The organism is Aquamicrobium terrae (genome assembly GCF_040545735.1).
Lineage (GTDB): Bacteria > Pseudomonadota > Alphaproteobacteria > Rhizobiales > Rhizobiaceae > Mesorhizobium > Mesorhizobium terrae_A.
In genome coordinates, this window is record NZ_JBEPML010000001.1 from 245,383 (window position 1) to 268,893 (window position 23,511).

The window sequence follows — 23,511 nt, forward strand, 5'->3', positions numbered from 1 at the left end:
CGTAAGCCGTTTATCGGGCAGGCATTGGGGAGTGAGGCAATGAAGCTCGGACGTCTCAATCATGTCGCCATCGCGGTGCCCGACCTTGCGAAGGCGACCGAGACCTATCGCGACACCCTGGGCGGCGCGGTCACCGAGCCGCAGGCGCTGCCCGAGCACGGCGTGACGGTGGTGTTTGTCGATCTCGGCAACACCAAGGTCGAATTGCTGGAGCCGCTGGGCGAAGGTTCGCCGATCGCCGCCTTCCTCGAAAAGAACCCGGCCGGCGGCATGCATCATGTCTGCTACGAAGTCGACGACATCCTCGCCGCGCGCGACCGGCTCAAGACCGGGGGCGCGCGGGTGCTTGGCGATGGCGAGCCGAAGATCGGCGCGCACGGCAAGCCGGTCCTGTTCCTGCATCCGAAGGATTTCTGCGGAACGCTGGTCGAACTGGAACAGTCATGAGTTGGGTTTCTCTCGTCGCCATCTATTTCGTCATGTGGTGGCTGGTGCTGTTCGCCATCCTGCCGTTCGGCGTGACGACGCAGGACGAGGACGACAATGTCACGCTGGGCACCGTCTCCAGCGCGCCGCGCGGCCCGCATATGCTGCGCGCCGTGATCTGGACGACCATCATCACCACGCTCATCGTCGGCACTTACTTCGGCGTCACCTGGGGGATGGGCTACAGCTTCGACGACATTCCGCGCATGGTGCCGGATTTCGACTGAGCATTTTGCAGCCAGACGGAATCGTCTGGCGTTGCACAAATTCGGCTATAAATCATTGCTGAGCAGCGGGTGGCGTTCATCAGAACGCCCGCTGTGCTAAGCATCACTTCCGGAATACTAGCCTGAAACAAAAGGATCGGAGGCTGTGTTGATCTTATGGATCAACTCGGTGACGGCCTTGTGCGGGCCGCAGTTGCTCAAATCTGAACAAAAAAAATGCAAGGCTGGAAGCCTTGCAAATTAAACGCGTCCGATCTGTTTCCGGTATTCGGCGGCTGCGAGTAACCGCGCCTAGATCGCATCCTCCCAAGACTTTAGACCGCGTAGGAGAACAGATTTCTCTCTGCTCTCTCGATTATGCAGGGAACACTAGACCAACAGAGCCGGCAAAGTCACTATAAATTTTGCGCAGAAGAGGACTTAAATGTGCTGCAATGCACAATAAGTCGGCATGAATTGCCCGCTCGGTAGTCACCTCCGCAATCCTCGACGATGAAGGCGCCTTGCGTCGATACGCCCGCGGCGGCTGCGGGTTTCCAACTTGCCATGAAATGGCTATGAAGCCGAAGCAAACAGGCCTCGGCGCGCCGATTCCGGTGGCGCCCTTTCTCTCACGGAACAGCTTATGCGTTTGTCGCGCTACTTTCTGCCCATTCTCAAGGAAAACCCGCGCGAGGCCGAAATCGTCTCGCACCGGCTGATGCTGCGTGCCGGCATGATCCGTCAGCAGGGGGCCGGCAGCTTTTCCTGGCTGCCGCTCGGAAAGCGCGTCCTGGACAAGGTCTGCCGGATCATTCGCGAGGAGCAGGATCGTTCCGGCGCGCTGGAGATCATGATGCCGACCATCCAGTCGGCCGACCTGTGGCGCGAGAGCGGCCGCTACGACGCCTATGGCAAGGAGATGCTGCGCATCAAGGACCGGCACGAGCGCGACATGCTCTACGGGCCGACCAATGAGGAAATGGTGACGGACATCTTCCGCGCCTATGTGAAGTCCTACAAGGATCTTCCGCTCAATCTCTACCACATCCAGTGGAAGTTCCGCGACGAGGTGCGGCCGCGCTTCGGCGTCATGCGCTCGCGCGAGTTCCTGATGAAGGACGCCTATTCCTTCGATCTCGACTACGAGGGCGCCAAGGCCGCCTACTACCGCATGTTCGTGGCCTATCTGCGCACCTTCACGCGCATGGGCCTGCAGGCGATCCCGATGCGCGCCGACACGGGTCCGATCGGCGGCGACCTCAGCCACGAATTCATCATCCTGGCCGACACCGGTGAAAGCCAGGTCTATTGCCACAAGGATTACCTGGGCTTCGAAGTGCCCGGCGAGGATGTCGACTTCGCCAATGACGGGGAAATCGCCGGCATCGTCGAGAAGTGGACGACGCCCTATGCCGCAACCGACGAGATGCACGACGAAACCGCATGGGCGGCGATTGCCGAGAGCGAGCAGGTTTCGGCCCGGGGCATCGAGGTGGGGCATATCTTCCATTTCGGCGAGAAATACTCCAAGCCGATGGACGCCAAGGTTACCGGGCCGGACGGCAAGGAGCATTTCGTCTCGATGGGCTCCTATGGCATCGGCCCCTCGCGGCTGATCGCGGCCATCATCGAGGCCAGCCACGATGAGAACGGCATCATCTGGCCCGAGAGTGTCGCCCCGTTCCACGTGGCGCTGATCAACATGAAGCCGGGCGATGCCGGCTGCGACGCGCTGTGCGAGCAGCTTCTCGCCGCCTATGAGAACGCCGGCAAAGAGGTTCTCTACGACGACACCGACCAGCGGCCGGGCGCCAAGTTCGCCACCGCCGATCTCATCGGCCTGCCGTGGCAGGTCATCGTCGGCCCGCGCGGCGTTGCCGAAGGGACCGTCGAGGTCAAGAACCGCAGGACCGGCGAGCGCGACGTGAAGAAGATCGAAGACCTCTTGGCCATGGTGGAGAAAGCCGCGTGAACCAGACCGCCGCCGTGACGCAGAAGGCCGGAACCCGGAAGGCTGCGGCCGGGCCGTTTTCCGGCTTCGAGCGCATGGTGGCGTGGCGCTACCTGCGTTCGCGCCGCAAGGAGACGGTGATTTCGGTCATCGCCTCGATTTCGTTCCTCGGCATCATGCTGGGGGTGGCGACGCTGATCGTGGTCATGGCGGTGATGAACGGCTTCCGGGCCGAATTGCTGACCCGGATCCTCGGCGTCAACGGCCATCTCATCGTCACGCCCACCGATCTGCCGCTGGAGGACTATGCCCAGGTGGCAGACCGCATCAACGGCGTGCCGGGCGTGAAATACGCCTTGCCGCTGATCGACGGGCAGGTGCTGGCACAAGGCAATATCGGTTCCGGTACCGGCGCGCTGGTACGCGGCATCAGGGGCGAGGACCTCGCCAAGGTCAACATCGTCTCCGACAACATCCGCTTCGGCTCGCTGGAGGATTTCGACACGTCGGAAGGCGTGGCCATCGGCTCGCGCATGGCGGACAATCTCGGGCTCGCGCTGGGCGACACCATCACGCTGGTTTCCCCCGATGGCGACGTGACGCCGCTCGGCACCATGCCGCGGCTGAAGGGCTACCACGTGTCCGCCATCTTCGAGGTCGGCATGTCGGAATATGACAGCTCGATCGTCTACATGCCGCTTGGCGAGGCGCAGCTCTATTTCAACATGGAGAACCTGGCGCAGAGCATCGAGGTCTATGTCGACAATCCTGACGCCGTCGATGCCCTGAAACCGAGGGTGGAGGAGGCGGCGCAGCGGCCGATCCTGATGAGCGACTGGCGCCAGCGCAACCAGACCTTCTTCTCCGCCCTCCAGGTGGAGCGCAACGTCATGTTCATGATCCTGACGCTGATCGTGCTGGTGGCGGCGCTCAACATCATTTCCGGCCTCGTCATGCTGGTGAAGGACAAGGGGCACGACATCGCCATCCTGCGCACCATGGGCGCGACGCGCGGGGCGATCCTGCGCATCTTCCTGATGACCGGGGCGGCCATCGGCGTGGTCGGCACGCTGGCCGGCTTCGTGCTGGGGGTTCTCATCTGCCTCAATGTGGAGCGCATCAGGCAGTTCTTCTCTTGGATTTCCGGCACGGTGCTGTTCAACCCGGAACTCTATTTCCTGAGCCAGCTTCCAGCCAAGATGGACTTCAGCGAGACCTTCTCGGTCATCCTGATGGCGCTGGTCCTGTCGTTCCTGGCGACGCTGTTTCCGGCATGGCGGGCCGCGCGGCTCGATCCGGTCGAAGCGCTGAGGTATGAGTGATGGTGCGCGCCGTTCTGCAACTGAAGGGCGTCGAGCGCCACTATGAGCAGGCGGAGCGCCGGCTCACCATCCTCAACGGTGCGGATTTTTCGCTGCATGCGGGCGAGATGGTGGCGCTGGTGGCGCCTTCCGGAACCGGCAAGTCCACGCTGCTGCACACCGCCGGCCTGCTGGAGCGGCCCGATGGCGGCGACGTGGTGCTGGCAGGGCGCGCCTGCGGGCGGCTGTCTGACGACAATCGCACCGCGATCCGCCGCAACGATATCGGCTTCGTCTATCAATTCCATCATCTGCTGCCCGAGTTCTCCGCGCTGGAGAACGTGATGATGCCGCAGCTCATCAAGGGGTTGTCGCGCGGCGAGGCGGCCGAACGGGCCGCGCAACTGCTCGACTATATGCAGATCGGCAAGCGCGCCACGCACCGGCCGTCCGAACTGTCGGGCGGCGAGCAGCAGCGCGTGGCAATCGCCCGCGCGGTGGCCAATGCGCCGCTGGTGCTTCTGGCCGACGAGCCGACCGGCAACCTCGACCCCGTCACCGCCTCCTATGTCTTCCAGGCGCTGGAGGCGCTGGTGCGGCAGTCGGGCTTGGCGGCGCTGATCGCCACCCACAACCACGAGCTTGCCTCGCGCATGGACCGGCGCGTGACGCTGGCCGAGGGCAGGGTGGTTCCGCTCTGAGGCTTTGTCCGCCGCCGGCCGTGCCGGGCGGTGGTTTCTGAGTCGTTGGCAGGGGGCAGGCATTGCCTGTTCGGTCGAGCACGACGCTCAGGCCAGGCCGCTGTATGTTTCCATTTCTGGAGCGAGGGCGCCTGAAAATCGGGCAGCCCTCTGTTTCGCGTAGTTGCGCCACGCCAAGTGTCGGCAACTGGCTGGTGAAAATAAACCGGGCTGACCGCTGCCCCGGACGGCCTTCTATCCAGCGCCTGAAAACCTTTCCTTAACCCTGAAAACCGGGCGCTGCCCGATTCGGGTGAGGGCCGCAATCCGTCGATTGACATTTGAACAAAATTAGAACAAATTAAGAACATATAAAAAACAGGAGCAAGCCATGACCGATCTCGTTCAGGATGTTGTCTCGATGGTGTGTATGGGCACCTTCCTCATTTCGATGGCGATGTGGATCGGCGCGCTCTGACCGACGCCGGTTCTTCTGGTGAAACATGGAGCAATCAGACGATATCCGCCGGTGATGCCCGCTTTCGGGGGCATGTTTCAGCGCTGATACCGGGGTGGCCCATCAGGGCGTAGTTGCCTGGCCGTTGGGCCTCAGCCGGCAAGTCTTTGGATTGCCGGCTCCAGGGACCGGGCCGACCCGGTGGTGGTCGCCGGTCCGAAGACATCCTCGAATGCCGCCTTCAGCGCCACGTCCAGATCCGGCATCGTCACCGGCAGGCCGAGATCGACCAGGCTGGTGACGCCATATTCCTGAATCCCGCAGGGCACGATGCCGCCAAAATGCGACAGGTCCGGCTCCACATTGATGGCGATGCCGTGGAAGCTGACCCATTTGCGCAGGCGAATGCCGATGGCGGCAATCTTGTCCTCGGCCATCGAGCCGCTGGAGAGGGGCGGGCGGTCCGGCCGCTGCACCCATACGCCGACGCGATCCTCGCGACGTTCGCCCTTCACGTTGAAGGTGTCCAGCGTGCGGACGATCCATTCCTCGAGCGCTGTGACGAAGGCGCGAACGTCCTCGCGCCGGCGCTTGAGGTCGAGCATGACATAGGCCACGCGCTGGCCGGGGCCGTGATAGGTGTATTCGCCGCCGCGGCCGGCCGCGAACACCGGGAAGCGGTCGGGGTCGATGAGGTCCTCGGTGCGGGCGCTGGTGCCGGCCGTGTAGAGGGGCGGATGCTCGACCAGCCAGACCAGCTCCCCGGCCTCGCCGTTGCGAATCGATTCGGCCCGCGATTCCATGAATGCCAGCGCGTCCGGATAGGCGAGAAGGCCCGGCTCGATGCGCCATTCGACAGGCGCCGAACCCGGGGTGGCGAAAAACGACGTGGCGGTCTGGCTGCGTTCAGGCATGGCTTGTTCCGGATTTTCATCCAATCATATGGCGAGAAACAAGCCCAAGGTCCAGCCGCGAAGGCGCGGATGCGGGTATGTCGGCGCGGCTGTGATTTAAAGCGCGATTATTCCCACGCATCCACTTGTTTCGGGGTAAGCGATTTGCTACACGCCGCGTGCCGGATGCGTCCGGCTCCTACCACGGGCGGTCGTGGCGGAATTGGTAGACGCGCAGCGTTGAGGTCGCTGTGGGGCAACCCGTGGAAGTTCGAGTCTTCTCGACCGCACCATTCCCCCTTCCGGGGTCGATTGCATCTCCCTGTCCTTTATTCGGTCATGCGCGCATCCTGCGCCGCATGTGGGAGTCACAGGTCTGCATGTCCTGTCGCAAGCGGCGCAACGCTTACGGCAGGTCGTAGGTCGTGATGACCGGCAAAGCCCCGTATCTGGCCCGAAAACGGGCATGCTCGAGCGCCAGCCGCTTGGCGGATATGGAATGGGCCGAAGCGGCCTGACTGAAAGATTCCGACGCCAGGAAGCGACCGCAATCCGGGCAGTCGATCTGGTTGTGGTCTCCCGTCGGCGTTGCCGTCTGTTTCGCCGGCTTCTTGCAGACCGGGCATCGTGCAATCGACCTTGCCATGCGTTCCCTCCCTCTGTTGCACGCGTAAAAGGAACCACACCTGACGCGGGTCGACAAGTCGCCGGGGACGCATGGACAGGCCGTTAGACGAGGGATGGCTGCTCAGGTCATGACGCGGGAACCCTGTATCGTTCCTGAAGCATCCGGCAGCCCGGCCAGTCCCGTTTTGAACCAGCCCAACTGCTTGCTTGCCTGATTGCCTGCCCATTTCGTTCCAATTCAATACGGAACCGCATGGCACGGGAAATGCATTGGATGAGATGTCGGCTGTGCCGGCGACCTGATGGAAGTCAGGCGGGCTGTCGGGGTGGGGTGGGGCTTGGGCGCCCCGACAGTCACGTTACCGGGCACATTACCGGGCGAGAGGCGAAATCGCCCTGCACCGGGCGAGGGGCGAAATCGCCCTGCGGCAATCATTTGTTAACCATAGCGCCCTAACCAATTCAGAGACATAAACTGAATTTGGGCGGGCACATGCCAATTTCGCGCAGAGGCTTCATCATTGGGCTGCCATTGGTTCTGGCAGGTTGCGCAACCTCCGAATATGCCAATTACGCGGCGATACCGGATGAGCGCTTTCCGCTTCCGGCGGTGCCGGCCTCCCAGATCAGGCCGGAGCTGCGGCGCACCGAGGTCGCATTCGGCACGGAGCACCCCGCCGGCACCATCGTGGTGAACACGCCCGAACGCCGTCTCTACTATGTTCTGGGTGACGGGCGAGCCATCCGCTACGGCATCGGCGTCGGCCGCGAGGGTCTGGTGTTGCGCGGCAACGCGGTGGTGGGCCGCAAGGCTCAGTGGCCGAGCTGGACGCCGACGGCGAACATGATGCGACGCGATCCGCGCAATCGGCGGTATGCGGGTGGCCTGCCTGGCGGGCCGAACAACCCGTTGGGTGCCCGGGCGCTGTATCTTTACCGGAACGGGCGCGACACCATGTTCCGCATCCATGGCACGAACCAGCCCAATTCGATCGGCAGGGCCGTTTCCAGCGGCTGCATCCGCATGCTCAACCATGACGTGATCGACCTCTACGAGAGGGCCACGCCGGGCAGCCGAGTAGTCGTGATCCAGGCCTGACCGGGGGGCAAGCCCTATCTCATCTGGCCGACCATTTTGGTCAGTTGCGAGAAGGGCGGCAGCTCCGCCTCCGGCTGGCACTGGTTCGCCAGTTGCAGCAGCCGGATAGGAAACGCAATCGCCTCCCGATAGGACGGCGGCAGTTCGTCGGACCTGTTTTCGCTGGCTTCCGCGGCTTGAAGGGCGGCGTCGATCTCCTGCATGGATACGACGCCTTTCTGAACAAGCAGATGATTGACGGCGGCAATCGCCATCAAAAGCCCTTCCAGTTGCAAGTTGGCTACGTTCATGGCCTTCGCTCCCTTTGGGGAAGCATACAATGAAATGCCAAGGCTGCCGATACCGGTTCCTTGCTTTGCGATTGCGGGGTTTAGTTCCGGTCGGTGTCGTGGAACATCATCAGGTCGACGGTGTCTATCTGCACAGGTTCCACCGGATCGCCTTTCGGCTTCGCGAAGATGAACACGCCGATGCAGTAGACGATGAACAGGGCGACCCCGAGCCCGAACAGGGCGATCAGTACCAGCGGCCAGTCGATCAAGAAATTGAGCCTCGCGCGTGTTTGCGGGTGCGGCGGATCAATCGCCCATGGCCAGCCACACGGCAATGCCTATCGCCAGCAGGACATAGACGATCATGCGCCCCTTTCGCGAGCGAGAGGCTTTATCGTCTGGCAATCTTCCGGGTTCGGTCATGCTGTATCTTAGCCGCCGCCCGCCACCTGGCAACGTGAAAAAAACGGGCCGGCGCACCCGGTTAAGGGCGGGAGGACGCGCCGGCCCGCGGCCCCCTCAGAAGCCGCGAGAACACAATAGCGCGAATCCGCGCCAGCTTCTGTGAAGGAGCTCACACCGCCTGCCGGATAGAAGCGCGCGGTGGCTCTGCCCTTCTGCCGCGACTGCCCTATGTCATGACTGTCCGGAAATCTTCATCCACGCGGACGATAGTGCCGGCGTATTCGTCTCTCTTGTTAATTCCGCCGGAATTGCGCTACGGAGACCCAGTCCGCAAATCGAAGCAGCGCGAGGCAGTCTTGGAAGGTAAGAACGAACAAGCTGCCGATGATGCTCCGCCCAAGGTGGAGCACAGCGACATTTACGGCGAGGACGGCGCCATCCTCGCCTCGTTTCTTGCTCATATCGGTGCGGCGATAGCCGACCGCGATACGCTGACGCTCAAGCAGGACGTCGCCGCCCTTCACGAATCGGAGCTCGGCGACCTTCTGGAAGCCTTGCAGCCGGACCAGCGCCGCTCGCTGGTCGAATTGCTGGGCGCGGACTTCGACTTCTCGGCGCTGACCGAGGTGGACGAGGCCATCCGCCTCGACATCGTCGAAAACCTGCCCAACGCGCAGATCGCGCAGGCGGTGCAGGAACTCGATTCCGACGACGCGGTCTACATTCTCGAAGACCTCGACCAGGAGGACCAGGACGAGATTCTCGCCCAGCTCCCGTTCACCGAACGGATCAGGCTGAGGCGTTCGCTGGACTATCCGGAAGAGAGCGCCGGCCGTCGTATGCAGACGGAGTTCGTCGCCGTGCCCCCGTTCTGGACCGTCGGCCAGACCATCGACTACATGCGCGAGGACAAGGACCTTCCCGACAGCTTCAGCCAGATCTTCGTCATCGATCCGACCTTCAAGCTGCTCGGGGCCGTCCATCTCGACCAGATCCTGCGCACAAAGCGCGCGGTCAAGGTCGAGGACATCATGCACGAGACGCGCCACGCCATCCCGGCCACCATGGACCAGGAAGAGGCGGCGCGCGAATTCGAGCAATACGACCTTCTGTCGGCCGCCGTGGTCGACGAGAACGAGCGGCTGGTCGGCGTGCTGACCATCGACGACGTGGTCGACGTCATCCAGCAGGAGGCCGAGGAGGACCTGCTGCGAATGGGCGGCGTCGGCGACGAGGAGCTTTCCGACACCATCTTGGCGGCCTCGCGCTCGCGCGTGCCCTGGCTGCTGGTCAATCTGTTCACCGCCTTTCTCGCCGCCTCGGTCATCGGCCTGTTCGACCAGACGATCGAGCGGGTGGTGGCGCTGGCCGTGCTGATGCCGATCGTGGCCGGCATGGGCGGCAACGCGGCCTCGCAGACGATGACGGTGACGGTGCGCGCGCTCGCCACCAGGGACCTCGACATCTACAATGCCTGGCGCATCATTCGCCGCGAAATGGGCGTGGGCTTCATCAACGGCATCGTGTTCGCCCTGCTGATCGGGGTGGTGGCCGCGACGTGGTTTTCCGACCCCTATCTCGGCGGCATCATCGCGAGCGCCATGGTCATCAACATGTTCGTGGCGGCGGTGGCCGGCATCCTGATCCCGCTGCTGCTCGACCGCTACGGCGTCGATCCCGCGGTGGCCTCGGCGGTCTTCGTCACCGCAGTCACCGATGTGGTCGGCTTCTTTGCTTTCCTTGGCCTCGCATCCTTGTGGTTCGGCTTCGGCTAAACGGATTTAATTGACTTTTACGTAAGTGCTGTGCGAATCTCGTGGTCTTGCTCGACCGCAGCGATTCAGCGGTTCCGCGTCGGAAAAGGGTGTTCGAACAAGAATCTGGATCGCGAATGGTCGTCCCTCCGGGACCGGACGATCCGGTGCGGACGGGCGCCTTTCAATGCAGGATGACGATGCGGGAATATTACACCATCACCGAACTGACCCGTGAATTCGGCGTCTCCACCCGCACCCTGCGCTTCTACGAGGACGAGGGGCTGGTGCAGCCGGTCCGGCGCGGACGGACGCGGCTGTTTCGGCCGTCCGACCGTCATCTCATCCGCCAGATATTGCGGGGCAAGCGGCTGGGCTTCTCGATCAACGAGATCCGCGAGATCATCAAGATGTACAAGGAGCCGCCGGGGGAGGTGGGCCAGCTTCAACTGATGATCAAGCGCATCGAGGAAAAGCGCGAGGAACTGCGCCAGAAGCGCCGCGACCTCGAAGACACGCTGGCCGAACTCGACCAGGCCGAGGAGGCCTGCGTGGAGCGCATGGCCGAACTGGGCGTCAACACCTGACGCTCCCTACGTAGAGGCTGCGGCGGCTAAAGCGTATCGCCCGGATGGGTTTTCGCAATCGCGGCGCGCTTCAGGCGATTTTCAGCGTTATGATGCCGCCGGCGATGAGGGCCACCCCCAGGAAGCGCAACAGGTTGGCGCTGTCGCCGAAGGCATAGACCCCGACCAGAAATGTGCCGATGGCGCCGATGCCGGTCCATACCGCATAGGCGGTGCCGATAGGGATCGTCCTTTGCGCCACGAGCAGCAGCGCGCCGCTGACCGTCATGCAGACGATGGCCAGGAGAATCCATCTCGGTTGCGCACCTGCACCGGTCCAGCCGAGCTTCAGGCCGATCGGCCAGCCGATCTCGAACAGGCCGGCGAGGATCAGGTAGAGCCATGCCATGGTTTTCTCCGGTGCTTGTTGGAACGAGATGCAGCCCCATGCCTCTCGCAAGGATAGGGCCGCAACCGTCGGTTTCAAGCAAGCATGGCCGGCCAGCAAAATGCCGTCAGATCCAGCGGCGCACCTTCTTGGTGTAGTCGCGATATTTGCGGCCGAATTTCTCGGCCAGCACCTTCTCCTCGAACTTGATGGCGATCTTCTGGGTGAGAATGGCGGCGACGATGCCCAGCAGGACGAACCACCAGTTTCCGGCAATGAAGCCGACGCCGAACAGCAGAAGCGTGTTGGCAAGGTAGATCGGGTTGCGGGTGATGGAGAAGGGACCGCCGGTGAGCAGATGGCTCGGCTCGCCCGAGGGATCGAGCGTGGTTCCGGCCCGTCTCATGGCCCGGAAGGATGTTGCCCACAAGGCGATCACGGCGATGATGACGAGCCAGCCGATGGCATAGAGCACGTTGCCGAACGGCCCGGTGATGCGGGGCAGCGGCACGAGCAGGCCCAGAACCACGCTGGCGGCGATGGCCGCAAGATAGATGAGCGGCGGCCAGGGAATCCTGCGCCACGCGGGAACTGCTTTCATTATTCCTCTCTCCCCATCAGGCTCATGTCGGTCTCGACCGTGCAGGTGGAAGCGAGCCCGCTGACACGGCTGCTTAGCTCGGCAGTCTGCTCACCCCGCAGCACCTTGTCGAGGGCACCGTCCTTGTCCAGCGCGTCCAGCATGCAGGCGCAGTAGGCGGTGCAGAACGCCTGCTCGCGCACTTCGCGGCAGGAGGCCTCGCAGGCCGGCACGAAGGCGGCTTGCGGGCTCTGCGCGGGCGCCGGCCAGACCTGTGCGAACAGCCACACGCAGGCGATGAGCACCGGCTGGTGGATGAGGTAGAAGGCGAGGCTGTGCTGCCCGATCAGTACCAGAGGGCGGGCCGCGGCCTGCGGCAGATGTCCGCCAAGGCGCGCGAGCAGGCCGGATGCTTTGGCGAATTTGGCTGCGGCCATGCCGGCCAGAACCGCCGCGAACCATGGAAACAGCGGCACATAGTCGTTGGAGCGGGGATTTATCGTCGAGAGGCCAAGCCACCACAAGGAGGGATGGTCGAATGCCGGCAGGCGCAGGAACTGCGGCGCTGCCGCTACCAGCACGGCGGCGAGCCCCAGCGCCCAGACCGGAAAGCGCAGGAAGGCGAGGCCAAGCACGCTGGCGAGGGCGATGTGGTGCAATATGCCGAAAAAGATGAAGGAGCCGGGCGTGGCGAACCAGGTGGCGACCGTGATGGCCAGTGCCGCCGCGACGATCATGGCAAGCCGCTTGCCGAATCCGTTCCAGCGAATGCCGTTGCCATGGGCGAGCATCAGGCTGACGCCGACCAGGAACAGGAAGCTGGAGGCGATGCCGCGGGCATAAATCTTCCAGCCGCCGAAGGCCGTCAGGCCGCGCGTGACATAGCCGAAGAATTCCAGATCCCAGGTGAAATGGTAGCTGACCATGGCCAGAAGGGCGATGCCGCGCGCTGCGTCGATGGCCTCGATACGGCGTGCCGGGGCTGGAATGCTGCCCGTGAGCGTGGATGTCTGCATGGAAACTCCGGCGGGGGTAAGCCTGCGGTTTCTAACATGCCCGTGGCGGTTGCGGCAGCGCAAATTTAAGCGCACCGGGTTGGTCCAGTCCGGGAAAGTCTTTGGACTATCTCGCGTTTCCGCCCCGGAAGGTCGGTTTCCCGCTACTGAAACCACCCGCAAAGGCTACACAATGCGGCCCGGCGAATCCGGCGGTGGGATTCGACGGGAGGACTTGATGGCAACGCATGTGCGGCATCCGATCTGGCTGCGGGAGGTTCGTCCAGCCGGAGCCCGCACCTTCGCCTCGCTCTATACGGTCGAGTCCTTCGCGCGCGCCACCATCTCGAGCGTGATCCCAATCCAGGCTTATGAAATCCTGCAAAGCGAGCAGTCGGTTTCCGTTCTCTATACGGTCGTTTCGCTGCTCGGGCTTTCGGTGACGCTGTTCATGCCCATGCTGATCAGGCGATTCGCCCGGCGCTGGGTCTACACCGCCGGGGCCTGCCTGCTGGCCATCGGCTCGCTGTTCTTCGTCACCGACACGCTTTTCGGCCAGGCGCTCGGCATGCTGTGCCGGGTGATGGGCGCCAGCGCGCTGTCGATCACGCTCAACCTCTACATCATGGACCATATCCGCAAGACGGAGTTCATCCGTTCCGAATCGCTGCGCATGGCATGGTCCACCTTCGCCTGGACCGGCGGGCCGACGCTCGGCATCCTGCTCTACACCCGCTACGGCATCTATGCCGCCCACGGCGCGGTGGCGGTGTTCGCGCTCATCCTGCTGGCGCTGTTCTGGTATTACCGGCTGAGCGACAACCAGATGATCGCCGCCGGCAGGAGCCGGGCCCTTAACCCGATCAGCAATATCGGCCGCTTCATCGCCCAGCCGCGGCTGCGGCTGGCATGGTTGATCGCCTTCGGCCGCTCCTGCTACTGGACGACCTTCTTCGTCTATGGCCCGCTGTTCATGGTTATTGCTGGCGAGGGCGAGGTGGCGGGCGGACTGCTGATCTCGGCCGGCAACGCGTTGCTGTTCACCGCCATCTACTGGGGCAGGGCGGGAAAGCGCTTCGGCGCGCGGGCCACCATTGCCTTCGCCTTCGCCGCCATGGGCGTGATCCTGTTTGCCGCCGGCTGGGTGAGCACGACGGCGCCACTCATCACCGGCGCGCTGCTTCTGTGCGGTGCGCTGTTCACCATCGCCATCGATGCGCTGGGCTCCACCGTATTCATGCGCTCCGTGCACCCTTACGAGCGCTCGCAGATGGCGGCGGTCTACCGCACCTATCTCGATTTCTCGGAACTGACGCCGCCCATGGTCTATTCGATCGTGCTGGCCTTCTTCGGCCTCGGCTCGGTGTTCGCCACGCTCGGCCTGCTGATGGTGGGTTGTGCGGTGGTAAGCTGGCGTTACGTGCCGAAGTCGATGTAAGAGTGCCGCCATGAACGGCCTGACATTCATCATTGGCGGCGCGCGCTCCGGCAAGAGCCGGCATGCGGAGGAGATGGTCACGGCGCTGCCGGGACCATGGACCTATATCGCGACGGCGCAAGCCTATGACGAGGAGATGCGCGAGCGGATCGCCGAGCATCGCGCCCGGCGCGGCGCGGGCTGGCACACGGTCGACGCGCCGCTCGACCTTGCCGGAGCCCTGGCCGCGCAGCCGCAAGGCCAGCCGGTGCTGCTCGACTGCCTGACGCTGTGGCTCACCAACCATATGCTCGCCGGGCATGACCTGGAGGCGGAAGCTGTGCGCCTTGCCACAGTGCTTTCGTCGCCACGCGGGCCATGGTTCGTGGTTTCCAACGAGGTGGGGCAGGGCATAGTGCCGGACAATGCGCTGGCCCGCCGTTTCCGCGACGAGGCCGGGCGGCTGAACCAGAAGGTCGCTTCCATAGCCGGCACCGTGCTTTTCATGGTAGCCGGGCTGCCGCTGAAGGTGAGATGAGATGACGGACGAACGCACGATCGACGAGGCGGAAGCCGAACGCCACCGCGCCAAGATGGCCAAGCGCAAGGCGGTGCAGGATGCCGAGGTGGCGGGCAAGACGGTCGAGAAGGGCCTGCTGATCGTCAACACCGGGCCGGGCAAGGGCAAGAGCACCGCTGCTTTCGGGCTGGCCCTGCGCATGCTGGGCTATGGCAGGCGGGTGGGCGTGGTGCAGTTCATCAAGGGCGCATGGCATTCGGGCGAACAGGACGCGCTTGCCCGATTCGGCGATCTGGTTTCCTGGCACACGATGGGCGAGGGCTTTACGTGGGAAACGCAGGATCTCAAGCGTGATATCGCCGCGGCGCAAGCGGCATGGGCCAGGGCGCTGGAACTGATGGCCGATCCGGCCATCGGCCTCGTCGTACTGGACGAGCTCAACATCGCGCTGCGCTACGACTATCTCGACCTCGACAAGGTGGTGGCCGCGCTGAAGGCGCGGCGTGAAGACCTGCATGTCGTGGTCACCGGCCGCAACGCCAAGCCGGCACTGGTCGAGGCGGCCGATCTTGTTACTGAAATGGGGGCGACCAAGCATCATTTCGCCGCCGGGGTGAAGGCGCAGAAGGGAATAGAGTTCTAGTGCAAAATCGTTATGCGACGCTGGCCGCCTGGGTCTACGAGCTGGACAAGCCGGTGGGGCGGTCTTTTGGTGACGTCGAGTTCTATCTGGAGCGGCTGAACGGCGTAAGCGGCCCGGTGCTCGAACCGGCTGTCGGCAACGGGCGCCTGTTCGTGCCGCTGCTGGAGGCAGGGCTGGACGTGAAAGGTTTCGACGCTTCCGACGAGATGCTGGCCTATTGCCGCGCGGCTTGCGAAAGCCGCTCCTTGTCCGCCAGCCTGAGCAGGCAGAGCTTCGAGGCTTTCTCCTATGACGAGCGCTTCGAGGCCATCCTCGTACCGCTCGGTTCCATCCAGCTCGTTACGGACTATGAAGCGGCATTTGGCGTGCTGAAGCGCTTTCACGACCACCTCGCTCCCGGCGGGCGGCTGATCCTCGACCTCGATGCCATCGACGGCTTTCTCGATGCACCGCATTCGGTGCGGACATGGAAGGCAGGCGATGACCTGTTGACGCTGACCGCCGACCGGATCGACACGGATTATGTGGGGCAGACCACCACGACCAGCCTGCGCTATGAGCACTGGCGCGCCGGCAAGCTGGTGGACAGCGAGATCGACCTGTTCGGCCTGCGCTGGTGGGGCGTGGCGGAATTCGAGTTGGCGCTGCGCGCGGCTGGCTTCGTCGAGGTGACGGCCTGTGGCGATTACCAGCATGGCGGCAGACCGCATAAGGGCGCCGGCATCATCACTTTCGAGGCGCGGCGGCCTAGCTCAGCCAGATCGCTGCCGCAACCAGCCCGAACAGGCCGATCAGCAGCGTGTCGGCTATGCGGTAGAGCTTCAGCGCGCGCCTGATGTCGGCGGCCTCGGCCTCGCGCCGGCCGCCTTCGCCCATGAAGGTGTCTTCGACCGTGACGCCGCCATAGACGCGCGGGCCGGCAAGGGCCAGCCCGAGCGCGCCGGCCATGGCCGCTTCCGGCCAGCCGGCATTGGGCGAACGGTGCTTCTTCGCATCGCGCCAGATCGCGCGCCAACTGGCGTCGGGATCGCCTTCCTTCATCAGGAAGGCGGCCGCCACGAGCGACAGGCCGGTCAGCCGCGAGGCGGGCAGGTTGACGAGATCGTCGAAGCGCGCCGCGGCCCAGCCGAAGGCTTCATGGCGCGGGGTGCGGTGGCCGATCATGGAATCGGCGGTGTTGACGGCCTTGTAGGCGACACCTCCGGCCAGCCCTCCCACGCCGAGCCACAGGGCAGGGGCCACGATGCCGTCGGAGAAATTCTCGGCAAGGCTTTCGATGGCCGCGCGGGAGACGCCTGCCTCGTCAAGCCGTTCGGGATCGCGGCCAACGATCATCGACACCGCCTTGCGGCCGGCTTCAAGACCCCCGGTTTCCAGCGCATTCGCCACGGCCTCGACATGCTCGCCGAGGCTGCGCTGCGAAATCAGGGCCGATGCCAGTATCGCGGTGGCGATGAGGCCGAAAGCGCTGCGGCCGAGCAGCGTCTCGACCGCAAAGGCGATGGCCACGGGCATCAGGACGATGACGAACAGCGCCAGCACGCCGCAAAGCCGCCTTGTGGTGTCGGCGTGGGAGGCGTGGTTGAGCATACGGTCGAGACAGGATATCAGCCTGCCGATCCAGGTGACGGGATGGCCGATGGCGCGAAAAAGCCAATCCGGATATCCGACGATACGTTCGACAACCAGCGAAATGAAGGCGATCAGGACCGACATGGATATTCCGGGCGAGGTTTTGGCGGCGGTCGATCATGGCGGGAGCCTCGGCCGGGCCCGGACGCTGTTTCCGCAGGCACCGGAACCGTTCGTCGATCTCTCAACCGGGATCAATCCGCACTCCTATCCGCTTTTCGACGTGCCCGCCACCGCCTTGACCCGCCTGCCCGAGCAGGCGCGGGCGGACGAACTGGCGGCCATCGCGGCCGCCGCCTATGGCGCACCGTCGCCGGCCAATGTGGCGGGCGCGCCGGGCACGCAGATATTGCTGCCGCGCGTCTATGCGCTGGCGAAGCTGGGCAGGGCCATGGTGCTGGCCCCCACCTATGCCGAGCACGCGCGCGCCGCCCGCATTACCGGCCACCACGTGACGGAGGTTTCGGATTTCGGCGCCCTTGGCGATGCCGACCTTGCCATTGTCGTCAACCCGAACAACCCTGACGGCCGCGTGGCTTCCCGCCGCGACCTGCTGGAACTGGCAACGCGCCTGAAAGCCAGGGGCGGGCTGCTGGTGGTGGACGAGGCCTTCATGGATGCCGGTCCGCGCGAGGAGAGCCTTGCCGGCGATGTGGAGCAGGGCGGGCTGGCCGTGCTGCGCTCGTTCGGCAAGTTCTTCGGCCTTGCCGGCTTGCGGCTGGGCTTCGCCCTTGCCGACAGGGCGACGGTTGCACGGCTTGCCGGCGACTTCGGGCCGTGGGCCGTGTCCGGCCCGGCGCTGGAATACGGCATCAAGGCGCTTGCCGATGTCCGCTGGCAGCAGGAGATGCGGAAAAGGATCGGGGAAGAAGCGGCGCGGCTCGACGGGCTGCTCGCGCGCCATGGCGTGGAGGTGACGGGCGGCACGCCGCTCTATCGCCACATGGATTTCCCGGAAGCCGGCGCGCTGTTCCGCGCACTGGGCCGGCAGGGTATAGTGTTGCGCCATTTCGAGGATCGGCCGAACGTGCTGCGCGCCGGCCTGCCGGGCAGCGACGACGAATGGCAGCGGCTGGAGGCGGCGCTGGCCGGATGGAAGAACGAGCCATGATCCATGTCTGCCCGCTTTCGAAGCTGGAGCAGACCGTTTCGCGGACCGGGGCGGGACGGCTGGTGACGCTGCTGTCTGCCGACATGGATATGGTCCGGCCGGATTCGATTGCGGTGCAGGATCATCTTTATCTGCGCATGAACGACATTGCCGAGTTGCGCGACGGGCTGACCATGCCGGGCGAGGAGCATGTGCGCCGCCTGCTCGGCTTCGCCTGCGAATGGGATCGCGCCCGGCCGATGGTCATCCATTGCTTTGCCGGTGTCAGCCGTTCGACGGCCGCCGCCTATATCGCCGCCGCCGCCCTCAATCCCGCGCGGGACGAGGGGGAACTTGCCGCAATGCTGCGCTGGCTGTCGCCGTCGGCGACGCCCAATCCGCGCCTGATCGCCGTGGCCGATGCGCTGCTCGGCCGCGAGGGACGCATGGTGGCGGCGATCAAGGGGATCGGGCGCGGTGCGGATGCCTTCGAGGGCGAGCCGTTCGAGCTCGACCCGTTCGGTTAGACCTTCAGCGTTTAACGGAAACGGCTCCTCACCTTGCCTCTGAAGCTGCCCCTCACCCTTACCCTCTCCCAGGCGGGGAGAGGGAGGACATCGACGTTGCGGACAGCATTCTTCTCCCGCCTGCGGGGAGAAGGTCCCGGCAGGGGGATGAGGGGCGATTCCACCTGAGCCGGAATGGCTCTAGCTCAGCCAGTCCGCCAGTTTCGCCTTGCGCAGGTCGTTCAGCAGGGTGACGAAGCCTTTGGCCTGCTGCTCGGCGGTGAGGCGGCCCTTTTCGGCCGTGGCGGCGGCGGCGTTGCCGACCACACCCTCAGGATTGAGGTCGCGGGCGATCCAGGCGAAGGCATGCGGGCTTTGCGCGTTGAGCAGGTCGAATGCCTTCTCGGCCTTGTCGGCGCTGGAGGCGAAATTCCGCGCCTTGTCCATGTCGACCAGACCGGGCCGGAAGTGCAGCATCAGCGAGGTTTCGACATCGCCGCCATGGACGCCGCGCCGCAGTTCATGAGGGGTGAACAGGGTGTCGGACCGCCCGAAGCGCTCCCAGCTCGTGCGCACCGCCATCATGTTGAAGCGGACGCGCAGATTGCGGGTGACGATGCCCATCACCTCCTCGTTGCCACCATGGGTGGTGACGATGATGAACTTGCGGATGCCGGTGCGCGCCACCGAAGCACCCAGTTCGCTCCATCCCTCGATCAGATTGGCGGCGGGCAAGGATAATGTGCCCGGCGCATAGACATGCTCGTCGGATTTCCCGACCGCCTGAACCGGGAGGATGCGCAGGTCGAGGTCATCGGGAAGGAGCGAGGCGACAGTCGACAGCATGCCGTTCATGATGTCGGTATCGGTGGAGAGCGGCAGGTGTGGCCCGTGCTGCTCGACCGCCGCCACCGGCAGCACGGCGATGGTCTGCTCCGGGTCGATATGGGCGAAATCGGATGCCTTGAAATCCCCCCACCAGATTTTCCGCCCTTGCGCCACCATCGAGGCCCTTTCGTTCGCTCCGGTTGTCTGGCCGGGTCCATCACTACCGTTTCCGAAGGATCGTGTCGACGCGGATGCGCCCAGCCAACGGTCAGGCGGCTTTCCTTCGATAGGTCGAGATGAAGCGGAGCAGCCGTGCCGCCGCCTCCTGCAAGACCGGTTCCGGCTTGCACAGGCTGATGCGGATGTGGCCGGCGGCCGATTCGCCGAAACTGGAGCCCGGCATGACGCTGACCTTCTCGCTTTCCAGAAATGCCCAGGCGAAGGCCTCGTCGTCCGGCTCGATGGCCGATATGTCGAGCATCACATACATGCCGCCTTCCGAGCCGCGCACCTGGATCTGGTTGGCGCCGCGTATGGCGTCGAGAAAGACGGTGCGCCGGCCGGCATAGCGGGCGGCGATTTCCGCCACGCCGTAATCGTTCTCCATGGCCTCGGCGGTGGCATGGGAAATGAAGTCCGGCAGGCCGTAGGTGGACACCAGGTTGAAGCCGGTCAGCAGGCCGACCAGTTGCTCCGGTGCGGTGAGCCAGCCGATGCGCCAGCCGGTCATGCCGTGGCTCTTCGACATGGAGTTGATGACGATGGTGCGTTCGGCCATGCCCGGCAGGGCGCGGGGCGACAGGTGCTCGCAAGCGCCGAGCGTCCAGTAGACCTCGTCCGAAAGCAGCCACAGATCGTGGCGCCTGCACAGGTCCGCGATGCCCTCCAGCGCCGCGCGGGTGTAGACGGCGCCGGTCGGATTGTTGGGCGTGTTGATGAGGATGGCGCGGGTGTTTGGGCGCACGGCAGCCTCTATTGCGCCGGCATCGGGCTGGAAACCGTCGGCAGCGCGGGTTTCGACCACGGTGAACTCGGCCCCGGCGGCGCGGAAGGTGCCCGGATAGGTAGCGTAATAGGGCGCAACGACAACGGCATGGCTGCCGGCGTCGAGTGTCGCCTGAACGGCGGCATAGAGCGCCGCCTGGCCGCCCGGCGTGGCGATGACCTGCCCGGCCGGCGTCTCGATGCCCGAGCTGCGGGTGGACAGGCGTGCCATGGCCGCGCGCAGGCGGGGAATGCCGGCAAGGTTCGTGTAATGGTGGCGGCCCTCGCGGACGGCGCGGACGCAGGCTTCGACGGTTTCGGCAGGCGTGTGGAAGTCATGGTCGCCGACCGAGAGCACGACGATGTCTTCGCCGGCATTGCGGCGGGTCATGGCCGCCACGTGGACTTCCCAGCCATCCTTGCCGGACGGCGAGATGCTGGTGATTCGCGATGAAGGTATGGGCATTTCTACTCTGCGGTGATCCTGTCGGCTGCGCCGCGATGGGCGGCCGGCCTGTTCGAATGATTGGGCCGCTTTTATCGCAAAGATGAAAATGCCGCCATTCCTGCGCTGCTTTTTGCAAATAGGGCTGCGGCCGGCCAAGGGGCCCGGCAGGCTGGTAACTTGCCGGTCGTGCCGCTGGTCTTTATCAATGGCCCGACTGCGCCGGCTGCAAGGCAGCCGCTGCTGACACACCAACGGGATCCGGACCGGACATGCTCTTGCAGATTGCCCGCTCTCTTCTGGCGCTGTTTCTCGTGCTGTGTGCGGTTCCCAATTCTGCCGTCGCGCAGGACATGGCGGCGGCAGCCTCGGCCCAACTGGTCGCGGATCAGCAAGGAACGCTCAATGCGCTGACGACCACGCTCGACGGGCTGGAGAAGGACATCGCCGCGCATGGCGACGACGATGCCTATCTGGTGCGCATCCGGCTCCAGCTCGAAACGGCCTCGGCCGATGCGCTGCAGAGTGCCTTGGCCTTCAAGCCGCGGCTGGCCGAGATCAATGCGCGCCTGGAGCAGTTGGGAGCGCCGCCGGCGGACGGTCAGCCGCCGGAAGCGGAAACGGTAACGCAGGAGCGGCAGGCGCTGTCCGCCGAGAAGACCGAGATCAACGGCGTCATCGCCACCGCCCAGAACCTGTCGCTGCGTTCCAACAGGCTGATCGAGCAGATCGCGGTCATCCGCAGGGACCTGTTCCGGAACATGCTGACCCGGCGCTACACGCTCAACGAGACGCTGAGCGGCAAGACGCTTTCGGATACCGGCGCCGAATTCTCCAGGTTCAACAGCGCGATCGCCTCCTGGGTATCCTTCGCCATCAAGTACAAGTTCAACGCCATGGTCGCGGCCACCTTCATGGCCTTCATCGCGGCCGTGGTGCTTCTGGTCGGTGGCCGGCGCCTCGTGGGCGGTCTCTACAGAGCCGATCCGGCGGTCGAGGAGCCGCCTTATCTCACCCGCCTGTCGGTGGCGTTCTGGTCCACCTTGCTGCCCACCACCGCACTCGCCGTGTTCCTGGCCGCCACCTATTTCTTCTTCAATTCCTATCAGGTGCTGCGCGGCGACATCGGCCTCTATCTGCGGGCGGCGATACAGATGGTGGTGGGCATCTTCCTGGTGAACCGGCTTGCCAATGCCGCGCTCGCGCCGAAATTGCCGCATTGGCGGCTGGTGCCGGTGGAATCGCGGGCCGCCCGCTGGCTGGTGCGCCTCGGCACGGCCATGGCGATTGCGGTCGCCTTGAACAACTTCCTGTCGCAGGTGGCCGACCAGATGTCGTCGCCGCTGTCGCTGACCATCGCGCGCAGCTTCCTTGCCGCCCTTGTCGTCGGCGTCATCCTCGTCCTGATCGGGCTGGTCAAGCCGTTTCGGGCGGAAGACGGAGGCTGGAAGCCGTGGCCGGCGTGGCTGCGCTATTCCCTGTTCGCGATCGGAGGGGTGACGATCGCGGCGGCCTTGCTCGGCTATATCGGCTTTTCCATCTTCGTGTCGCTGCAGGTGGTGATGACCGGCACAATTCTGGTGACCGCCTATATCGGTTTCCTGTGCGCCAGCGCCATCGGCGAGGAGGGCGGGCTCGGCGGCTCCTGGCTGGGCCGCTGGATGATGAGCAAGGGCTATGTCGACGAGACCACGGTGGATCAGATCGGGCTCGGTCTAAGTGTTCTTCTCAACATATTGATCCTACTTCTTTTCCTGCCCTTGACCCTGTTCATGTGGGGCTTCCAGCCCGGCGATATCCAGGCTTGGGCGCAGAAGCTGGCGACGGGCTTCAGCATCGGCTCGGTCACCATATCCCTCGTCGGCATCCTCAGCGGCGTGCTCGTCTTCGCCATCGGGTTTTTCCTCACCCGCTGGTTCCAGGGCTGGCTCGACGGCTCGGTCATGGCGCGCGGCAAGGTCGATGCCGGCGTGCGCAATTCGATCCGCCTTGCCGTCGGCTATGCGGGCATAGCGATCGCTGCGCTGGTCGGCATCTCCGCCGCCGGCATCGACCTTTCCAGCCTCGCACTGGTCGCCGGTGCCCTGTCGCTCGGCATCGGTTTCGGCTTGCAGAACGTGGTGTCGAACTTCGTCTCCGGCCTGATCTTGCTGGCCGAGCGGCCGTTCAAGGTGGGCGACTGGATCGTGGCCGGCGCCGTCAGCGGCACCGTCAAGAAGATCAGCGTGCGGGCCACCGAGATCGAAACCTTCCAGCGGCAATCGGTCATCATGCCGAATTCCGAGCTGATCAACAGCGCGGTCGGCAACTGGACCCATCGCAACAAGCTCGGGCGCGTCGAGATCAAGGTCGGCGTGGCTTATGGCAGCGATGCCAGGCGCGTGCAGGAAATCCTGCTCGAAATCGCGCGTGGGAATCCCGCCATCCTGAAGAACCCTGAACCCTTCGTGCAACTCACCAATTTCGGCCCGGCTGCACTCGAATTCGAGATACGGTTCTTCCTGGCCGACATCACCGCCAGCGGCAGCGTGCAGAACGACATCCGCTTCGCGATCCTCGACACCTTCGATCGCGAGGGGATCGAAATCCCGTCCACGCCACGGGCCGAATACAAGCCGCCGAAGCTGGACCCCTGGCCGCATGACGACGACAAGACGGAGGCGGAATTCGCCGAGCGCGAGCGGCTGAAGGCCGAGGAAGAGAAGGCGCAAAAAGGGCGCAGGCGGCCGCGCAAGCCCGATCCTGCATGAGCCGAAGCACCCCGGTACACCCGATTGCGACAT

Annotated in this window: 25 protein-coding genes and 1 tRNA gene; 16 read left to right on the plus strand and 10 right to left on the minus strand. The window is 64.4% G+C overall.

The genetic code is table 11. The annotated features are described in order from the left end of the window. Positions 1 to 39 precede the first annotated feature (39 nt). The 5 genes from mce to ABID37_RS01155 all read left to right on the plus strand — a co-directional run bounded on the left by mce (position 40) and on the right by ABID37_RS01155 (position 4,648). Positions 40 to 447, plus strand: coding sequence for a methylmalonyl-CoA epimerase (gene mce, locus ABID37_RS01135; RefSeq protein WP_354192120.1), 408 nt, complete (start codon positions 40 to 42; stop codon positions 445 to 447). Continuing rightward, entirely contained in the window at positions 444 to 713 is a 270-nt protein-coding gene (locus ABID37_RS01140) for a DUF1467 family protein (RefSeq protein ID WP_354192121.1), read from the plus strand. The genes mce and ABID37_RS01140 overlap by 4 nt, the downstream gene beginning before the upstream one ends. Positions 714 to 1,338: 625 nt before the next feature. Beyond that, the gene (proS, locus tag ABID37_RS01145; RefSeq protein WP_354192123.1) at positions 1,339 to 2,667 is read left to right on the plus strand and encodes a proline--tRNA ligase; all 1,329 of its coding nucleotides are present in this window, start codon (positions 1,339 to 1,341) and stop codon (positions 2,665 to 2,667) included. Positions 2,668 to 2,741: 74 nt separating this feature from the next. Next, entirely contained in the window at positions 2,742 to 3,968 is a 1,227-nt protein-coding gene (locus ABID37_RS01150; protein ID WP_354192446.1) for a lipoprotein-releasing ABC transporter permease subunit, read from the plus strand. Further along, positions 3,968 to 4,648, plus strand: a complete 681-nt coding sequence (locus ABID37_RS01155) for an ABC transporter ATP-binding protein (protein ID WP_354192125.1) — start codon at positions 3,968 to 3,970, stop codon at positions 4,646 to 4,648. Before ABID37_RS01150 ends, ABID37_RS01155 begins: the two co-directional genes overlap by 1 nt. Positions 4,649 to 5,236: 588 nt before the next feature. On the opposite strand, the gene lipB is transcribed toward ABID37_RS01155, so the two are convergent. After that, complete coding sequence (lipB, locus tag ABID37_RS01160; protein ID WP_354192126.1) at positions 5,237 to 5,998, minus strand: lipoyl(octanoyl) transferase LipB; 762 nt, start codon at positions 5,996 to 5,998, stop codon at positions 5,237 to 5,239. A 187-nt stretch (positions 5,999 to 6,185) separates the two neighbouring features. Here lipB and ABID37_RS01165 point away from each other — a divergent pair. Further along, positions 6,186 to 6,270, plus strand: a tRNA-Leu gene (locus tag ABID37_RS01165). Positions 6,271 to 6,383: 113 nt separating this feature from the next. On the opposite strand, the gene ABID37_RS01170 is transcribed toward ABID37_RS01165, so the two are convergent. Further along, positions 6,384 to 6,623, minus strand: coding sequence for a hypothetical protein (locus ABID37_RS01170; RefSeq protein ID WP_354192127.1), 240 nt, complete (start codon positions 6,621 to 6,623; stop codon positions 6,384 to 6,386). 474 nt (positions 6,624 to 7,097) lie between these two features. Between ABID37_RS01170 and ABID37_RS01175 the strand changes: the two genes are divergently transcribed. Continuing rightward, positions 7,098 to 7,703, plus strand: coding sequence for a L,D-transpeptidase (locus tag ABID37_RS01175; RefSeq protein WP_354192129.1), 606 nt, complete (start codon positions 7,098 to 7,100; stop codon positions 7,701 to 7,703). A gap of 14 nt (positions 7,704 to 7,717) precedes the next feature. Here ABID37_RS01175 and ABID37_RS01180 read toward each other — a convergent pair whose 3' ends face one another. Together ABID37_RS01180 and ABID37_RS01185 are read right to left on the minus strand one after the other, a co-directional pair. Beyond that, on the minus strand, positions 7,718 to 7,993 hold the full coding sequence (locus tag ABID37_RS01180; protein ID WP_354192130.1) for a hypothetical protein: 276 nt from the start codon (positions 7,991 to 7,993) through the stop codon (positions 7,718 to 7,720). A gap of 80 nt (positions 7,994 to 8,073) precedes the next feature. Next, positions 8,074 to 8,244, minus strand: a complete 171-nt coding sequence (locus tag ABID37_RS01185) for a hypothetical protein (protein ID WP_354192131.1) — start codon at positions 8,242 to 8,244, stop codon at positions 8,074 to 8,076. A 492-nt stretch (positions 8,245 to 8,736) separates the two neighbouring features. On the opposite strand from ABID37_RS01185, the gene mgtE reads away from it, so the two are divergent. Continuing rightward, a complete protein-coding gene (mgtE, locus tag ABID37_RS01190) occupies positions 8,737 to 10,155 on the plus strand; it encodes a magnesium transporter (protein ID WP_354192132.1) in 1,419 nt (472 codons plus the stop codon). A gap of 179 nt (positions 10,156 to 10,334) precedes the next feature. Further along, complete coding sequence (locus ABID37_RS01195) at positions 10,335 to 10,721, plus strand: MerR family transcriptional regulator (RefSeq protein WP_354192133.1); 387 nt, start codon at positions 10,335 to 10,337, stop codon at positions 10,719 to 10,721. 70 nt (positions 10,722 to 10,791) lie between these two features. On the opposite strand, the gene ABID37_RS01200 is transcribed toward ABID37_RS01195, so the two are convergent. The 3 genes from ABID37_RS01200 to ABID37_RS01210 all read right to left on the minus strand — a co-directional run bounded on the left by ABID37_RS01200 (position 10,792) and on the right by ABID37_RS01210 (position 12,684). Continuing rightward, a complete protein-coding gene (locus ABID37_RS01200) occupies positions 10,792 to 11,109 on the minus strand; it encodes a DMT family transporter (protein ID WP_354192134.1) in 318 nt (105 codons plus the stop codon). Between the two features lie 106 nt (positions 11,110 to 11,215). Beyond that, positions 11,216 to 11,689: a methyltransferase family protein gene (locus ABID37_RS01205; RefSeq protein WP_354192135.1), complete on the minus strand. Its 474-nt coding sequence runs from the start codon at positions 11,687 to 11,689 to the stop codon at positions 11,216 to 11,218. Continuing rightward, positions 11,689 to 12,684, minus strand: a complete 996-nt coding sequence (locus ABID37_RS01210; RefSeq protein WP_354192137.1) for a heparan-alpha-glucosaminide N-acetyltransferase — start codon at positions 12,682 to 12,684, stop codon at positions 11,689 to 11,691. Before ABID37_RS01210 ends, ABID37_RS01205 begins: the two co-directional genes overlap by 1 nt. Before the next feature lie 217 nt (positions 12,685 to 12,901). Here ABID37_RS01210 and ABID37_RS01215 point away from each other — a divergent pair, with 217 nt between their 5' ends. Genes ABID37_RS01215 through ABID37_RS01230 form a run of 4 tightly spaced genes read left to right on the plus strand, consistent with a single transcriptional unit; the run spans position 12,902 to position 16,079 of the window. Then, a complete protein-coding gene (locus tag ABID37_RS01215) occupies positions 12,902 to 14,101 on the plus strand; it encodes an MFS transporter (protein WP_354192138.1) in 1,200 nt (399 codons plus the stop codon). 10 nt (positions 14,102 to 14,111) lie between these two features. Beyond that, positions 14,112 to 14,618, plus strand: a complete 507-nt coding sequence (gene cobU, locus ABID37_RS01220) for a bifunctional adenosylcobinamide kinase/adenosylcobinamide-phosphate guanylyltransferase (protein ID WP_354192139.1) — start codon at positions 14,112 to 14,114, stop codon at positions 14,616 to 14,618. 1 nt (position 14,619) lies between these two features. Beyond that, positions 14,620 to 15,243: a cob(I)yrinic acid a,c-diamide adenosyltransferase gene (gene cobO, locus ABID37_RS01225; RefSeq protein ID WP_354192140.1), complete on the plus strand. Its 624-nt coding sequence runs from the start codon at positions 14,620 to 14,622 to the stop codon at positions 15,241 to 15,243. Then, positions 15,243 to 16,079, plus strand: coding sequence for a class I SAM-dependent methyltransferase (locus ABID37_RS01230; RefSeq protein WP_354192141.1), 837 nt, complete (start codon positions 15,243 to 15,245; stop codon positions 16,077 to 16,079). The genes cobO and ABID37_RS01230 overlap by 1 nt, the downstream gene beginning before the upstream one ends. On the opposite strand, the gene cbiB is transcribed toward ABID37_RS01230, so the two are convergent. Next, positions 15,991 to 16,959: an adenosylcobinamide-phosphate synthase CbiB gene (cbiB, locus tag ABID37_RS01235; RefSeq protein WP_354192143.1), complete on the minus strand. Its 969-nt coding sequence runs from the start codon at positions 16,957 to 16,959 to the stop codon at positions 15,991 to 15,993. The two genes, ABID37_RS01230 and cbiB, sit on opposite strands and share 89 nt — an antisense overlap. On the opposite strand from cbiB, the gene cobD reads away from it, so the two are divergent. Beyond that, entirely contained in the window at positions 16,937 to 17,986 is a 1,050-nt protein-coding gene (gene cobD, locus ABID37_RS01240; RefSeq protein WP_354192144.1) for a threonine-phosphate decarboxylase CobD, read from the plus strand. The two genes, cbiB and cobD, sit on opposite strands and share 23 nt — an antisense overlap. Further along, complete coding sequence (locus ABID37_RS01245; protein ID WP_354192145.1) at positions 17,983 to 18,492, plus strand: tyrosine phosphatase family protein; 510 nt, start codon at positions 17,983 to 17,985, stop codon at positions 18,490 to 18,492. The genes cobD and ABID37_RS01245 overlap by 4 nt, the downstream gene beginning before the upstream one ends. 180 nt (positions 18,493 to 18,672) lie before the next feature. On the opposite strand, the gene ABID37_RS01250 is transcribed toward ABID37_RS01245, so the two are convergent. Next, on the minus strand, positions 18,673 to 19,476 hold the full coding sequence (locus tag ABID37_RS01250) for a creatininase family protein (protein ID WP_354192146.1): 804 nt from the start codon (positions 19,474 to 19,476) through the stop codon (positions 18,673 to 18,675). A gap of 91 nt (positions 19,477 to 19,567) precedes the next feature. Next, on the minus strand, positions 19,568 to 20,749 hold the full coding sequence (locus ABID37_RS01255) for a pyridoxal phosphate-dependent aminotransferase (RefSeq protein ID WP_354192147.1): 1,182 nt from the start codon (positions 20,747 to 20,749) through the stop codon (positions 19,568 to 19,570). A gap of 251 nt (positions 20,750 to 21,000) precedes the next feature. Here ABID37_RS01255 and ABID37_RS01260 point away from each other — a divergent pair, with 251 nt between their 5' ends. Next, complete coding sequence (locus ABID37_RS01260) at positions 21,001 to 23,478, plus strand: mechanosensitive ion channel family protein (RefSeq protein ID WP_354192148.1); 2,478 nt, start codon at positions 21,001 to 21,003, stop codon at positions 23,476 to 23,478. Positions 23,479 to 23,511 lie beyond the last annotated feature (33 nt).